This window comes from Lysobacter sp. HA35 (assembly GCF_054061195.1).
This window is the reverse complement of record NZ_JBSSDY010000001.1, coordinates 1394869-1410535: the sequence shown is the minus strand read 5'-3', so window position 1 is coordinate 1410535 and position 15667 is coordinate 1394869. Positions and strand designations below refer to the sequence as shown.

Here is a 15667-nt window from a genome sequence, read left to right as displayed (position 1 = left end):
GCTCAGCCGGCGCTCGCGACCGTTTCCGGCATCGCGACGACGCGCTTCATGCGCTGCATTAGCCCGATGCCCTGCACCACGTAGAACGTCAGCACGGTCGCGGCGATCGCGAGCGTCAACGGGCTGGACGTTTGCGGCGTCGTGAAACCACCCGACGCGAAACGCCAGGCCATGCGTCCGACCAACAGACCGGACAGCGCGGCGCCGATCCACGGATTCGGCGTGTAGCCGGGTTGTCCGCCCTGCATGTCGATTCGCATCAGACGCAGCGCAACGACGCCAAGCACGCCACCGACGGCCGCGCCTACCGCGATGCCCCAGTCTTCCGCCGGCCGAAACGCGGCGAGCAGGGCGAGCGCTGCGAGGAATATCGAAAGCAGGACGACGCGTGCAATCGTGCGCTTCGGTCGCCATGGCTGGCGTCCGAAATGGCTGCGGATGCGGCGATAGATGCTGAAGCCGACGGTGGCGGCGATGAGGTACGGCACGTACCCCGGCATAGCGGGTGTCGCGGTCATTGGTATCTCCCCCTGGAGACGCCAAGCCTAGCGCAGACCGCAGAAATGCGAACGGCCGGGTCGCCCCGGCCGTTCGTTGATCCGCTATGCGCGAATCACTTCATGTTCGACGCCACGAAGTCCCAGTTGACGAGGTTCCAGAACGCCTCGACGAACTTCGGACGCGCGTTGCGGTAGTCGATGTAGTACGCGTGTTCCCACACGTCGCACGTCAGCAGCGGCGTGTCTTCGCCGGTGATCGGCGTGTTCGCGTTCGACGTGCTCACCAGCGCGAGCGAACCATCCGGACGCTGCACGAGCCAGCCCCAGCCCGAACCGAACGTGCCGACGCAGGTCTTGGCGAATTCTTCCTTGAACGTCGCGAAGTCGCCGAACGCAAGGTTGATGGCATCGGCCAGCTTGCCGGTCGGCTCGCCGCCGCCGTTGGGCTTCATGCAGTTCCAGAAGAACGTGTGGTTCCACACCTGCGCGACGTTGTTGAACAACGCGCCCTGCGCACGGCGGATGATGTCGACCAGCGGCATGTCCGCGAACTCGGTGCCCTCGATCATCTTGTTGGCGTTGTCGACGTACGCCTTGTGGTGCTTGCCGTAATGGAAGTCGAGCGTTTCGGCCGACATGTGCGGCTCGAGCGCGGCGCGGTCGTAGGGCAGGGGAGGCAGTTCAATGGCCATTCGGCAACTCCTTGTGGGGACGGGAGGCGTACAATTTCCCATTCTATCCCCACGATGCCGTCGCGATCCGTCGCGGCGGTGCAATGCACAGGAGAAAGCCCATGAACATCATGGAGCGCATCCAGGCCGAGATCGACCGCCACCCCGTCGTCCTTTTCATGAAGGGCACGCCGCAATTTCCCATGTGCGGCTTTTCGAGCCAGACGGTGCAGGCGCTGCGCAACGCCGGCGCGACGGAACTGCACACGATCAACGTGCTCGAAGACCCGGAAGTGCGCGCGAACCTGCCGCGCCTTTCGAACTGGCCGACGTTCCCGCAGCTCTTCATCAATGGCGAGCTGATCGGCGGCTGTGACATCACGCTGGAGCTTCTGGAATCCGGCGAGCTCGCGCGCATCGTCAGCGAGACTCAGGCTTCGTGAGCGAGTCGGTGTCCCGCGCGCTCGACGGGCGCGTCGTCCTCGTCACCGGTGCGCACGGCGGCTTCGGCAGCGCCGTCGCGGTCGCATGCGCGCAGGCGGGTGCGACGGTGGTGCTGCTCGGTCACAAGGTGCCGCGTCTCAACCGGCTTTATGACCGGATTGCTGCAATGGGCATCGAGCCGGCGATCTATCCGCTGGATCTCGAGGGTGCATCGCCCGACGACTACGCGCAGCTGGCGGAGTCGCTCGAGTTGGGCGTCGGTCGCCTCGATGGCATCGTCCACTGCGCCGCCGAGTTCCGTGGCCTGACGCCGGTCGTCCACGCCGATCCCGCTGATTTCGCGCGCTCGCTGCATGTCGGGCTGACCGCGCCGTGGTGGCTGACGCAGGCGCTGCTTCCGCTGCTGGCGAAGGCGGACGACGCATCGGTCGTGTTTACGCTCGACTCGCCGGAGCGTGTCGGCGCGGCGTACTGGGGCGGCTACGGCGTGTCGCAGTTCGGACTGCAGGGCGTCGTGCAGATCCTCGATGCGGAGCTGGCGAACAGCACCGTGCGGGTCTCGGGACTCATGCCCGGCCCGATGCGCACGACGTTACGCGCGCGGGCATGGGTGGAAGAAACCGATCGCCAGGCGGTCGACCCGTCGGCGTATGCGCCGGCGGCGGTCGAACTGCTGTCGGCTACCGGGCGCAGCCATCGCGGAAGCGTCTGGGCGCCCACCGCCGCTGAACTCGCCACCGCATGACCATCGCGTCGGCCGCGCTGCTGCTGTTCCTGATCCTCGATCCGCTCGGGAACATTCCAGTGTTCCTGAGCCTTCTGCGTCCGCTCGCGCCGCACCGGCAGCGCGCGGTGCTCGCCCGCGAGCTGGTCATCGCGCTCGGAGTGCTGTTCGCATTCCTGTGGGGCGGCAAGTACGGCCTCGAGCTGATGCACCTGCGGCAGGAGTCCGTATCGATCGCAGGCGGCATCGTGCTGTTCCTGATCGGCATCCGCATGATCTTCCCGCCGCCGGAAGGCCTGATGGGCGAGATCCCGGATGGCGAGCCCTTCATCGTGCCGATGGCCATCCCCTTGATCGCCGGCCCGTCGGGAATGGCGGCAGTGATGCTGATGGGCAGCAACGAGCCCGGTCGCCTCAAGGACTGGAGCATCGCGCTGCTGATTGCTTGGGCCGGCACCGCCGCCATCTTGGCCTGCGCGACCGTCCTCTACCGCTTCTTGGGCAAGCGGGTGCTGACGGCGATCGAGCGGCTGATGGGCATGCTGCTCGTCGCGATTTCCGTCCAGATGTTCCTTGACGGACTCTCGGCCTACCTGCGCTGAAGCCTTCAGCCGCCTGTCAGCGGGCGCGACCGACGTCCCGTCACGTGCCTGTCACGAAAGCCTTCTAGCGTGTTAATCTGATGTTAACCACGATCCGGACGGGGAGTCCGGGGCGTGCCACTCCCGTCTGCCGTGTCCATCGAGGTTTCACGTATGACCCATGCCAGCCGCCTGCGGCTGTCCAAGCTCACGCTTGGCCTGTTCACCGCCCTTGCCGCCGCCAACGCTTTCGCGCAGAGCACGTCCGCCGGTATCGGCGGTGTCGTCACCGATGCTGGCGGCCGCCCCGTCGGTGGTGCCGACGTCACGATCGTGCACGTTGAATCGGGCACGGTCAGCCACGCGACCACGGACGCGAACGGTCGCTACAACGCGCGCGGCCTGCGCGTCGGCGGGCCGTACACGATCACGATCAACAACTCCGGAAACACGGCACACCAGGAAGGCGTTTATCTCGGCCTCGACCAGGTTGCCGATGTGGACCTGCACCTGACGCAGAACGACGTGCAGCTCGGCTCCGTCGTCGTCAAGGGCAAGGCCACGTCGCAGTACTTCGGCGCTGACATGAAGGGCATCAGCACCAACCTGTCGCGTCGTGACCTCGACCGTATGCCGGCTCCGGATCGCTCGATCCAGAACGTCGTGCGTGCCGATCCCCGCATCGTCGTCACCGACCGCGACCGTGGCGCGTTCTCGGCCGCCGGCCAGAACTTCCGCTACAACAGCATCACGATCGACACCATCCAGGCGGGCGACCCGTTCGGCCTGAACGACAACGGCCTGCCGACCAAGGGCACGCCGATCTCGCAGGATGCGATCGAGAGCTACAACATCTCGACCGCCAACTTCGACGTCGCAACGCGTCGTGGCGTCGGCGCGTGGGTCAACGCCGTCACCAAGAGCGGCACGAACGACTTCCACGGTTCGGTCTACTACGTCTACCAGAACGCCGACAACATGATTGGTGAGAACCAGTCCGGCGCGAAGTGGACCGGTTTCACCAAGGACACGACGATTGGCGCCACCCTCGGCGGCCCGATCATCAAGGACACGCTGTTCTTCTTCGCGAGTTACGAAGAAAGCAAGAAGACGAGCCCGGGCGCACCGTTCGGTCCGTCGGACTCCAATGCCACGCTGAAGGTTCCGGGCATCACCCAGGCGCAGGTCGACCAGATCATCGCGGCCGCTAAGGCCAAGGGCCTGACGCCGGGCGACCTGACCGCGTCGAACGTCGACACGGACAGCAAGCGCGCGCTCGTCAAGTTCGACTGGAACATCAACGAGCAGCACCGCGCCAGCCTGCGTCTGAGCCAGACGAAGGAAATCGAGCCGATCATTACGGCCGCGACCACGACGGGTGCGAACCCGACGCTGCCTCTGTCGAGCAACTGGTACGTGCTGGACAAGAAGAACACCAGCTACGCGCTCAGCCTCTACGACGACTGGACTAGCAACTTCTCGACGGAAGCCTCGGTCGGCTACAACGAGTTCACGCAGAACCGCGAGCCGCTCGTGGGCGGTGCCCAGCCGGAAGTTACCGTTCGCGTCGGTGACGCGGACACCGGTCCGGCAGTCCGTTTCGGCACCGAGTTCTCCTCGCAGGCCAACGTGCTCGCGGTCAAGACCTGGAACGGCTACTTCGCCGGTACCTGGTACGCCGGTGATCACGTGATCAAGGGCGGCGTCGACTATCAGCGCGACGACTTCTACAACCTGTTCCTGCAGGCCGCGAACGGTTCGTACGCGTTCAATTCGATTGCGAAGTTCCAGAGCGGCGTCTACCGCCGTTACCAGCTCAACACGCCGGCGCCGGGCTACACGCTCGATAACGTTGCCGCGCGGTTCGTGATGACGCAGTACGGGCTCTTCCTGCAGGACACGTGGCAGGCAAACGACAAGCTGTCGGTGCAGTACGGCCTGCGTTACGACATCCCGCAGGTCAGCCCGCTGCCGACGTACAACCCGTGCTTCGCGGCACAGCCGGGTGCGCAGGGCCCGCAGGGCTCGCCCGCGGTGTGCGGCCTGCGTCCCGCGGCTGGCGTCAACGGCCAGGGTTCGAGCGGTGGCTACGGTTATTCCAACCAGGGCACGATCGACGGTAACTCGGTGCTCCAGCCGCGAGCGTCGTTCAATTACCAGATCGACGACAACACGCAGCTGCGTGGCGGCGCTGGTGTGTTCGTTTCGAATACGCCGGCCGTTTGGGTAGCTAATCCGTACTCGAACAACGGCGTTGCCGTCGCGAGCTATGACGTCAACCGTGCAGTGCTGCTGCCAGGCGACCCGGCTTTCAGCCCGGATGCCGGCAACCAGCCGATCCCGGGTGGCCGTACGCTGCCGGGCCTTGGTACGTCGCAGATGAGCCTCTCGATCGTCGATCCGAGCTTCCAGATCCCGACGGTTGCGAAGTACACGCTTGGTATCGACCACACGTTCCCGTGGTTCGGTGGCACGGTCGCGACGACCGAGTGGCAGCACCTCGACACGATCAAGGGCATCCTGTACCAGAACATCAACCTGGGCGCGTCGAACGGCGTTCTCCCGGACGGTCGTCTGAACTACTCGCGATCGACGACCCTTGCCCCCGGCGGTGCCAACACGAACCGCGTCAATGCGAACCCGTCGTTCGGTCAGGCCATGATCCTGCTGACCAATACGGATAAGGGCAGCTCGGACAGCGTGACGTTCTCGCTGCGCAAGCCGATGGCGAACGATTGGGCAGCGTCGATCGCGTACACCTGGACGCAGGCGAAGGACGTCAACCCGGGCGCCTCCAGCGTCGCGAACAGCAGCTTCCAGAACCGCGACTGGATCAACCCGAACGACGACTACCTGGGCACGTCGAACTACGAGATCCCGAACCGCGTCCTCGCGCAGGCCACGTGGCAGCACCGCTTCTTCGGTGCGTACAACACGAGCTTCACGGCGTTGTACGACGGTCACAACGGCGCGCCGTACAGCTGGATCTTCGGCAACGACGTCAACGGTGACTCGTACTTCCACGATCTTGCGTACGTGCCGTCGGGTCCGGGGGACATCAACTGGGCTACGACGACCAACAACACGACCACGCCGGCGAATGCGGCGGCGAGCGCCCAGCTGATCAACTCGTTCTGGGCTTATATCGCTGCGCATCCGGAACTCGCCCGCTTCCAGGGTGAGATTTTCCAGCGCAACGAGGCGCGCGCTCCGTGGGTGAACCAGCTCGACCTGTCGTTCTCGCAGGAAATCCCGGGCTTCATGAAGGGCCACAAGGGCGAAGTCCGCCTCGACGTGTTCAATTTCCTCAATATGCTCAACAACAAGTGGGGCGTGGAATACCGTGCCAACTTCCCGCTTGAGCGCGTGCTGGCGGATTCGGCCGGCGTCGGTCCTAACGGCAAGTACGTCTACGACATCTCGAAGTACAAGGACGCCAACGGCAACTACGCGCCGCAGGCCCTTGCCCCGAACGAGAGCTTCACCCCGTCGCAGCGCTGGTCGGTCCTGCTGACCCTGCGTTACAAGTTCTAAGCGACTCCAGCGTCACCGAAAACGGCCGGGCTCGCCCGGCCGTTTTCTTTTGTGAAAACGGCGCGTGCGCTAGAGTCCGCGCACTAATCAGACGAAAAGAACGCAAGCGGAATGAACGCAGTGATCGAAGCACCCAGCACCGTCATCCTCCCGACCGTCGATGCGCGGATCTATCCGCGCAACGGTCTCGACATCCTGTCCCGCACCGAAGTCGCACGCCTGCGCGACGCGTCCAGTGGTGGCATGCACGAACTGCTGCGCCGCTGCGCGCTGGCCGTGCTCACCAGTGGCAGCACGAGCGACGACCCGCGCGCCGCGCGCGAGCTGTATCCGGATTTCGACATCCAGGTGCAGCAGCAAGATCGCGGCGTCCGCATCGACCTGGTCAAGGCGCCGGCGATGGCATTCGTCGAAGGCGAACTCATCCAGGGTGTCGCCGAATTGCTCGCCGCGGTCGTGCGCGATCTCGCCTACACCGCGATCGAACTCGGCAACGACTGCAACCGCGACCTCGAAAGCAGTGATGGCATCACTGACGCCGTGTTCGGCCTGCTGCGCAACGCGCGCGTGCTGCACCCGGGTGACCCGAATCTCGTCGTGTGCTGGGGCGGCCACTCGATCAATCGCGACGAGTATCTCTACACCAAGCAGGTCGGCTACGAGCTGGGCCTGCACGGCATCGACATCTGCACGGGCTGTGGCCCGGGTGCGATGAAGGGGCCGATGAAGGGTGCGACGATCGCACACGCCAAGCAGCGTCGTCGTCGCATGCGTTACATCGGCATCACCGAGCCCGGCATCATCGCCGCCGAGTCGCCGAACCCGATCGTCAACCACCTGGTGATCATGCCGGACATCGAGAAGCGTCTCGAAGCGTTCGTCCGCATGGCGCACGGCATCATCGTGTTCCCGGGTGGCGTCGGCACGGCGGAGGAGATTCTGTACATCCTCGGCATCCTGCTGCGCGAGGAAAACCAGGACCTGCCGTTCCCGCTGATCCTGACCGGCCCGACCGCGTCCGCGCCGTACTTCGAGCAGATCGACCAGTTCCTGCGCCTCACGCTCGGTGAAGCGGCGACGTCGCGTTACGAAATCATCGTCGGCGACCCGGCCGAAGTCGGCAGGCGCATGAGCCGCGCGATGCGCAAGGTGCGCGAGCATCGCATCGCGCATCGCGATTCGTTCTTCTTCAACTGGTCGGTCGACATCCCGCTCGCGTTCCAGCAACCGTTCGTGCCGACGCACGAAGCGATGGCCGCGCTCGACCTGCACCACGGTCGCAAGCCGCACGAACTCGCCGCCGACCTCCGTCGCGCGTTTTCCGGCATCGTCGCCGGCAACGTCAAGGAAGACGGCATCCGTCGCGTCGAGGAATTCGGCCCGTTCGAAATCCACGGTGACGTCGACATCATGCAGGCACTCGACGAGTTGCTGCGTGGCTTCGTGCAGCAGCACCGCATGAAGATCGCGGGTGACTATCGGCCGTGCTATCGCGTCGTCACCTGATCAACGCGTTGGCGGGGCGAGGGCGGGGCAGGCGGACGGTCGCGACGTAGTGCTCGCCGACCGTCTGCGTCTCGATGCGTCCGGTTCCGTTCGTAAGCGCATCGACGCGCGCCTGCGCGGCGCGCACACCGACGCCGTGCCCCGGCGTCGATCGCTCCTTGCCGAGCACGAGCGGGCTGCGCACACGGATCACGATCCACTCGGGATCCGATTCGAGCGCGATGTCGATTGTCCCGCCGCGTTCGACGCGCTCGACGCTGTGGTGGATCGCGTTCTCGACCAACGGCTGCAGCGACAACGCGGGTACCTTTACGCGCGGCAGGTCCGGAGGTAGCGACCAGTTGACGCGCAGGCGGTCGCCGAAACGTAGCGATTCGATATCGAGATAGGCACGCGTCACCTCGATCTCGTCACGCAGTTCGACGACTTGCGGCTTGGCGAGCGCCATTCGCACTAGTTCGGACAGGCCGAGAAGCACGGACTCCGCCTTGTCCGGTGCCTGATGGACAAGCGCGATCGCGGTATTGAGCGTATTGAACAGGAAGTGCGGATGGACCCTCGCCTTGAGTGACTCCAGTTGCGCCTGTTTCGTTTCCAGCGCCAGTTCCTTGAGCCGCCAATGGTTCTGAAGGCTCAAGAGGCCAAGCGATCCTGCAATCGCGACGATGCCCACCGACCTCCAGACTAGCGAATGCCATGCGGTGGGCGAGAGCTGCACGACCGGCTCGAAGACATATCGGGTGACAACCGCGACGGCAACGGTCGTCGCCAGCATCAGGCAGAAGGCCACGTAGGCAGCGCTGGACGACGGCAGGCGCGCGAGGCGAGTACGCGCCGCGTATAGCAAGATCACGGTCAGCAACACGACGACTTGCGTTGCGAGCGACACCACCGCGAACCGGTCGAGCATGTTCGGGGTCTCGAGGGCGAGGGTGAGGATCGCCGCGAGGAACTCGCCAGCCACCATCACTGCCAGCAACGTTCGGCTATCGCGCCAGAGAAGCGGCAAGGCATTTTCGTGTCGCGCATCACGGTCCAAGTGCCCGGTTGCACGCGCTCTGGATTGGTCAGGGTTCAATGACGCCTCGCTCATACCGGGAATGCGACCGCCGGTCTCGAAGTTCTTGCCGTGGACGGAGACGGCTCTAGCATGTCCAACAGAAGGAAAGGGGATGTCATGCGGAACCATACAGCCAGACCGAAGCGCGAGTCCGGCTTTACGCTGATCGAACTCATGGTGGCCGTCGGGGTGATGGCGATTCTCGCCGCGATCGCATTTCCTAACTTCCAAGGAGTGATGCGCTCGAATCGGCTGGCGACGACGACGAACCAGGTGCTGGGCGCGATGGCGCTGGCGCGTGCCGAGGCTATTCGCAACACGCGTGGTTCGGGCGTTTGCGCCAGTACGGACGGTTCATCCTGTTCTACCGGAACTGACTGGACCACGGGCTGGTTGGTCTGGTCGGACGTGAATGGCAACGGGACCTACGACGGTGCGGGTACCGACACTGCTTTGCGTTACGTGCAGGGCAATCCGAAGGTGACGATCACTGGTCCGTCAGGTGCGACTGCGGTGCGCTTCGATGCGCGCGGACGCCTGACCAATACGGCCCAGACGATAATTCTTCAGCCCGATAGCTGTGGTTCGCAGGCTTTGCGCCGGACTCTCCTCATCAATCCCACCGGTCAGGTGCGCAAGAGCGGGAGCCTCGCCGCATGTCTTTGAACCGTCGACACCGTAGTGGCGCTCGGCGCGCTAGCCGGGGCTTCAGCCTGATCGAAGTAATGGTCGCGGTGCTGATCATGGCGATCGGCCTGCTCGGGTTCGCGTTGATGCAGACAATGGGCATGCGTTTCGCGGAGAGTTCCAACTACCGCACGCAGGCCATCAACCTGGCATACGACCTCCTCGACCAGATGCGTGCGAACCGCTTGCTGGCAGCCCAGTTCACGGACGCGTCCTTCGCTTCCGGCACGGCGCCAACAGCCTGCGCCCCGCCCACCGGCACGGTGACGATCGCGACGCGTGTTACGGATTGGCAGTGTCGCGTGCGCCTGACGCTGGGCGACGGCGCATCGGCGAATGTCACGTATACCAACGGCCAAGCCACCGTGACCATCAATTGGGATGATCAGCGTTGGGAAGCCAATGCGTCGCGCAAGACCGGTGCGTTGAAGACCGGCCAAGTAAGTCTGGGGACGCAATTGTGACGCCACATCACGCACGGCCACGCGGTTTTTCGCTTATCGAGCTCATGGTGGCGCTGCTTATCGGCGCGATTCTCACCATCGGCATCGTGCAGGTGTTCTCGGCGTCGCGCACCTCGTATGCCATGGTCGAAGGGATGAGCCGAGTGCAGGAAAACGCTCGGTTCGCCGTCGATGCACTGCAGCGTGACTTGCGCATGGTGGGCCACTACGGGTGCGTCAACGATCAGTTCCGCCTCATGAATACGGGGGAGCTGAACTCGCACTTCGCCACGGGCGGGGCGCTTGATTTCAATCGTTCCATCGAAGGTTATGAGGCCACGGGCACCGGCGCCGCGGGCACTCTGAATCTCGCGTCTCCGGCCGCCGGTTGGTCCCCATCGCTGCCATCGTGGCTCACGACTTTGACGCCTGCTCCCGTGCCCGGAAGCGATGTCATTGTTCTGCGGTACCTGACCCCGGAAGGGATTCCGGTAACGAGTTTCGGCACGTCAGGTACCGACGTCACGCTTTCGGTTGATTCGACGAAGTGGTCAGTACTCACCCAGAACGGCGTTGCCAGCCCGGCATTGTTCGGTGTCGCAGACTGCACGAATGCGGACATCTTCGAAGCAAAGGCTGTTTCGAGCGGTACGGTGACAACGGGCGCCGGCGTGCTCAACACGAGCGCGATCGACTTCGGAAGCCGGTATACGGCGAGCCCTGCTGGCCAGACGGTGCTTTACCGCGCAGAGGCTGTCGCCTATTACGTCGCCAATGGCGCGAACGGCCAACGCTCTCTCTTCCGGGCGCGGTTCACGCCCGCAGTCAACGGCACCGCGGTGCCTGGTACGGGAATTGCGCCGGAAGAGCTGGTAGAGGGCATCGAGACCATCCAGCTGGTCTACGGGCGCGATCAATCGACCGACGTCACGCGCCCGACCGGCCACATCGGATTCCAGGACGTCGCCAGCACGCTTACGACGGAGCCGGACTGGCGCCGGGTAGGGCAGGTGCGAATCGGCGTGGTTGCCGCAAGCCCGGACGCCTCCTCCGCTGCCGATGCAAACGCAACGACCAAAGCCAACCTGCAGGTCGTTGGCGTAACCGTCACGCGCCCGACCGATCGTCGCTACCGCGCGTTCTACGATGCGACGGTCGCCTTGCGTAACCGCCTCGCGAGCACGAACTGACCATGCGAAAGACACCCTCCATCGCAACACGCAGGCATCAACGCGGTGCGGTGCTGTACATCGCGCTGATCATGCTGGTCATCATCGCGCTGCTCGGGATCTCGGGCATGCAAGTCGCGGCGATGCAGGAAAAGATGTCGTCCAACTACGTCAATACCAATATCGCGTTCCAGAACGCTGAAGAGGTCGCTCGCACTGCCGAGTGCTACCTCGATGCGAAGGTCAATCGTGCGACGAGTGCGTGCGCCCCGGCATCCACTCAGGTGGAAGAGCTCTGCCAAACGAGTTTCGATGCAACCACCTGGGCCAAGGGAATGGCAATGAATGCACCGGCGACCAACTCGATCAACATGCGATCGATCGGCAAGTGCATCTCAGGCCAGTCGAGCCTGGCGATGGGGCGCGAGGCCGAGCGCGGTGGCGACCCGAACCCGGTCTACGAAATCACCGCGTACGCGACCGACGATAAGACGAACGCCAACCCGACCGCCGATTCGGCCGTCGACACGATTTTCATGCCTTGAGGCGGTCTGCAGCCATGCGCGCAAAGACTCCATTGATTCTCACCACGACAGCCGCCGTTCTGGGCCTCGTCGGTTACTTCGCCTATAGCGTTCTTGCGACGCAGGGTGCGGGCACGCTTGCCCAGGCGCCTCTGAACATCGAAGCGAATATCAAACCCGCCTTCATCATGGCGGTTGACGACTCGAACTCGATGACGTTCGAGCGGCTGTTCGCGGGTGGCGATGGCCGGATGCGCTGGAACACGTCGAACAACAGCTTCTTCAGCTCGGCCGGCGTCTTCTACGACGTCGGTCAGCCGTGCGGCTCGGTCGATTGCTACGTCTATCTCTACCCGCACGACGGCTACAGAGACTCTTATAGCCCCGGCGTCGCGATCCCTCCGCTCGATGCGTTCGGTTTCGCCCGCTCGCCCGCCTACAACAAGACGTACTTCGATCCGGACGTCACCTACGAGCCCTGGCTCAACGCGGACGGTTCGAAATGGCCTAATGCCACGCCGGGCGCCACGCGAGCCGACCCACGCGAGCCAACGACGTATGGGACCACCGGGAGCACGACGTCGACGAAAGCGTATTCGGTCATCTACGACCTCACCCAGAACCGAGCAACCAACGACCCCTTTTCCATGCTGTCGGGGATGAGCGTCCCCGATCTCAGCTCGCGCGGTATGCGCTACAAAAGGTCAACGGGCGGCAGTTGGGAGACGGGGGCAAGGACGCTTAGCGCCAATGCGACTTACTACTTTGACTACTACCCCGCGACCTTCTACTTGCCTGCAAGCGACCCCGCTCCAGCGGGCTACAAGACGGCTAACGCCAATCGGCCGATTGTGTCCGACGCGTGCGGTCCGGGTTGCGACCTGCGGCGCTACGAGATCAAGTCGGCGAACTACAACACGTCTGCAGATTACGACGCGGCGATGCAGAATTTCGCCAACTGGTTCCAGTATCACCGTGACCGCGTACTAGCGACGATCGGTTCGATGACCCATGCGCTTTCCGACGTCAGCAACATGCGCGTGGGCTACGCGACGATCAACAGAACGAATGTCGATGCAACGATGCGCGACATGGGAACGCAATCGGACAAGAACGCGCTCTACGCCCAGATCATGGGCCTGTACACGAGCGGCGGTACGCCTAACCGTGCCGCCGTCTCGTATCTGGGGCAGCAATTCAGCCGAACGGACGCCGGCGCGCCGGTGCAGCTCGCATGTCAGCGCAACTCGGGCATGCTGTTTACCGACGGCTATACGAACGCGAACACGTTCCCGGCGGCGGTCGGCAATGCAGACGGCGGGCTCGGTGCGCCGTTCGCAGACAGCTACAGCGAAACGCTTGCGGACGTGGCGGCGAAGTACTACTCGGGCAGCGGTGTTCCGCTTCGCACCGGTGCTAGCTTCCCCACCGGCAAGGTGAAAGTCCCTGACGAGTGCGCCACCCTCGATCCGTCGACGCCGGCGTACAAGCGCCTCGACTGCCAGACCAACCTTCACATGAATTTCTACGGCATCACGCTGGGTGCCGCCGGCCGCATCTACGGCGTCAATGCGGCCGCGACAGCGGATCCGTACGCAAACGCGCCCAATTGGAACGGCCTGCCAAATCCGACGGGTGTCGACGACGGTACGGTCATCGACGAGATGTGGCACGCGACCATCAACAGTCGCGGTGCGTTCATCAACGCCTCCACGCCGACGGAAGTCACGAACGCGATGCGCCGCGTCATCGATGCGGCCCGAAACGGCAACACACCATCGGGCGGCCTGGGCATTACGGGCGCGCGTATCGGTGCGGGCTCGCTGACCGTGGTCCCGTTTTACACGTCCGCCAACAACGGTACCGACTGGTACAGCAGGCTCCAAGGGCAGACGGTCTCGACCGATCCAACGACCGGCGCGGCGACCTATACCAACGTCTGGGAAGCGAGCGCGCAGCTTGGTGCGGCCGCGTCGCGACGGATCTTCCGGGCAAAGACGACGGGCACTGTCAACCCCAGCGTGGCGGCGTTTGACTCGTCGTCTGTTACCGCAGCCGATCTATGCGCGGACGGCCTCGCGGCGTGTACTGCGAGCGGTGCGAGCAACGGAATCATTGGATCTTCGAGCAAGCTCGATACGTCGATTGCCAATGTCGTGAACTACCTGCGTGGCGACACGACCCTGGAGGGCAGCAAGTTCCGCACGCGCACCTCCCGGCTGGGCGACATCGTGAACTCGACGCCGGTGGTGGCGTCGCCCTTCATCGACTTCGGTTACAGGGCGATTCGCACGACCTCGGGCGGCACGACCACGTATCCGTACCAGGCGAGCTACACCACTTATCTGGCGTCAAAGTCGTCCACTACGTCGGTGGTCTACGCCGGTGCAAACGACGGCATGCTCCATGCGTTCGACGGCAGCTCCGGTAACGAGCTGTTCGGTTACATCCCGTCGACCGCACTGGGTCATCTGGGCAATCTTCTTTTCCCGTATGACGCAAGCCGCCAGGGCGACCAGATTGCCCGCCACAAGTACTACGTGGATGGCCCGACCACTGTTGCGGATGCATACATCAACAGCAGCTGGAAGACAGTTCTGGTCGGCACCTCGGGTGCTGGCGGTCGTGGCGTCTTCGCGCTCGACGTGACGAGCCCTTCGTCATTCGGCACCGGTAACGTGTTGTGGGAACTCAACGACCAGGTCACGTCGCCGTCGAACGTCAATAGCAACATGGGGTACGTGCTTGGTCGCCCGGTCATCGTGCCGGTGAAGGATTCGACCGGCATCCACTGGAAGGCCATCTTCGGCAACGGCTACAACAGCACGAGTCAGAAGGCTGTGCTTTTCGTGGTGGACCTCGAGACTGGCGTCCCGACGATGATTACGGCGCAGGAATCGGGCCGCGCCGGCATCGCGAACGGGCTGGGCAATATCGCGGTGCTCGACCGTTGGATTGGCAATACCAAGGGCACCGGCGAAACCGCCGGACGTGATGGACTCGCCGACACCGTGTACGCAGCGGACCAGAACGGCGCCATCTGGAAGTTCGACCTGCGCGACAACACTGTTCCGGGCACTCCGTTCTTCATCGCAACCGATCCGTCGGGCGCGCGTCAGCCGATCCTCGGCGGTATCGAGGCCGGCGCGGGTCCCGGCGGCGTCATGCTCTACTTCGGAACGGGTAGCTTCTCGTTCGAAAGCGACAAGACCGATACGCAGATCCAGTCCTTCTACGGCATCAACGACCGCGGCTCGAACGTGGCGCGTTCGCAGCTGGTCAGGCAGACCATTACCGATAGCGGCACGACTCGTAGCCTGTCTACGAACGCCGGCAATGCGGACGGTTGGTACGTTGATCTGGGCGCGATATCCGGGACCACCGTAACTGCGACGGGCGAGCGTGCAGTCGGCTATCCGCGCGTCGAGAACGGCCTTGTGTTTTTCGCGACGTACGCACCCACCACTAGCGTTGATTGCGCCGGCGACGGAACTAACAGGTTGTACGGCGTCAATTCGGTGTCGGGCGCTTCCTCGATGAACTCCGTCCGCATAGGCACGCCGAATGGGGCCACACCCAGCGCCAATGCGAATGGGTTCCCGCTCAACACGGGCGGCTCCGCGCCGGTAAAGGACATCGCAGTACTGTCGACGCCGCGCCAGCAACCGCTTTCGTCGACCGCCACCGCCGCCGAGCAGGCTGCAGCCTTGGCGTCCAGGTGCTCGACAGTCGTGCAGGTGGCCGGCGCGCCGCCGATGTATCTCCCACGCGCCTGCGGTCGCCAGTCGTGGCGTCAGGTACGCTGACGATGGTCTCCGTCCACT

13 protein-coding genes are annotated in these 15667 nt (G+C 64.0%); 10 read left to right on the top strand and 3 right to left on the bottom strand.

Features of this window, described 5'->3' with window-relative positions; all coding sequences use genetic code 11:
* Nucleotides 1-2: 2 nt before the first annotated feature.
* Together ACVWZN_RS06865 and ACVWZN_RS06860 are read right to left on the bottom strand one after the other, a co-directional pair.
* Nucleotides 3-518, bottom strand: a complete 516-nt coding sequence (locus tag ACVWZN_RS06865) for a hypothetical protein (protein ID WP_456953161.1) — start codon at nucleotides 516-518, stop codon at nucleotides 3-5.
* A 95-nt stretch (nucleotides 519-613) separates the two neighbouring features.
* The gene (locus ACVWZN_RS06860; protein ID WP_027083441.1) at nucleotides 614-1192 is read right to left on the bottom strand and encodes a Fe-Mn family superoxide dismutase; all 579 of its coding nucleotides are present in this window, start codon (nucleotides 1190-1192) and stop codon (nucleotides 614-616) included.
* A 101-nt stretch (nucleotides 1193-1293) separates the two neighbouring features.
* On the opposite strand from ACVWZN_RS06860, the gene grxD reads away from it, so the two are divergent.
* From grxD to ppnN, 5 genes are all read left to right on the top strand, one after another.
* Complete coding sequence (gene grxD, locus ACVWZN_RS06855) at nucleotides 1294-1614, top strand: Grx4 family monothiol glutaredoxin (protein WP_456953160.1); 321 nt, start codon at nucleotides 1294-1296, stop codon at nucleotides 1612-1614.
* An 8-nt stretch (nucleotides 1615-1622) separates the two neighbouring features.
* Nucleotides 1623-2360: an SDR family NAD(P)-dependent oxidoreductase gene (locus tag ACVWZN_RS06850; RefSeq protein ID WP_456953159.1), complete on the top strand. Its 738-nt coding sequence runs from the start codon at nucleotides 1623-1625 to the stop codon at nucleotides 2358-2360.
* Nucleotides 2357-2941, top strand: coding sequence for a YhgN family NAAT transporter (locus ACVWZN_RS06845; protein ID WP_027083444.1), 585 nt, complete (start codon nucleotides 2357-2359; stop codon nucleotides 2939-2941). The genes ACVWZN_RS06850 and ACVWZN_RS06845 overlap by 4 nt, the downstream gene beginning before the upstream one ends.
* 153 nt (nucleotides 2942-3094) lie before the next feature.
* Nucleotides 3095-6454, top strand: a complete 3360-nt coding sequence (locus ACVWZN_RS06840; RefSeq protein ID WP_456953158.1) for a TonB-dependent receptor — start codon at nucleotides 3095-3097, stop codon at nucleotides 6452-6454.
* A gap of 111 nt (nucleotides 6455-6565) precedes the next feature.
* Entirely contained in the window at nucleotides 6566-7960 is a 1395-nt protein-coding gene (ppnN, locus tag ACVWZN_RS06835; protein WP_456953157.1) for a nucleotide 5'-monophosphate nucleosidase PpnN, read from the top strand.
* Here ppnN and ACVWZN_RS06830 read toward each other — a convergent pair.
* A complete protein-coding gene (locus tag ACVWZN_RS06830) occupies nucleotides 7953-8969 on the bottom strand; it encodes a sensor histidine kinase (protein ID WP_456953156.1) in 1017 nt (338 codons plus the stop codon). The genes ppnN and ACVWZN_RS06830 overlap by 8 nt on opposite strands.
* Before the next feature lie 141 nt (nucleotides 8970-9110).
* Between ACVWZN_RS06830 and ACVWZN_RS06825 the strand changes: the two genes are divergently transcribed.
* The 5 genes from ACVWZN_RS06825 to ACVWZN_RS06805 are packed head-to-tail and all read left to right on the top strand — an operon-like array spanning nucleotide 9111 to nucleotide 15649.
* Entirely contained in the window at nucleotides 9111-9686 is a 576-nt protein-coding gene (locus ACVWZN_RS06825) for a GspH/FimT family pseudopilin (RefSeq protein WP_456953155.1), read from the top strand.
* Nucleotides 9677-10171 carry a type IV pilus modification protein PilV gene (gene pilV, locus ACVWZN_RS06820; RefSeq protein WP_456953154.1) on the top strand — a complete coding sequence of 165 codons (495 nt, stop codon included), beginning with the start codon at nucleotides 9677-9679 and terminating at the stop codon, nucleotides 10169-10171. Before ACVWZN_RS06825 ends, pilV begins: the two co-directional genes overlap by 10 nt.
* Nucleotides 10168-11340 (top strand): PilW family protein, encoded by a 1173-nt coding sequence (locus tag ACVWZN_RS06815; protein ID WP_456953153.1) that lies wholly within the window; start codon nucleotides 10168-10170, stop codon nucleotides 11338-11340. The genes pilV and ACVWZN_RS06815 overlap by 4 nt, the downstream gene beginning before the upstream one ends.
* A 2-nt stretch (nucleotides 11341-11342) precedes the next feature.
* Nucleotides 11343-11864, top strand: a complete 522-nt coding sequence (locus ACVWZN_RS06810) for a pilus assembly PilX family protein (protein ID WP_456953152.1) — start codon at nucleotides 11343-11345, stop codon at nucleotides 11862-11864.
* Between the two features lie 14 nt (nucleotides 11865-11878).
* Nucleotides 11879-15649 (top strand): pilus assembly protein, encoded by a 3771-nt coding sequence (locus ACVWZN_RS06805; RefSeq protein ID WP_456953151.1) that lies wholly within the window; start codon nucleotides 11879-11881, stop codon nucleotides 15647-15649.
* The last annotated feature ends 18 nt before the right edge of the window (nucleotides 15650-15667 follow it).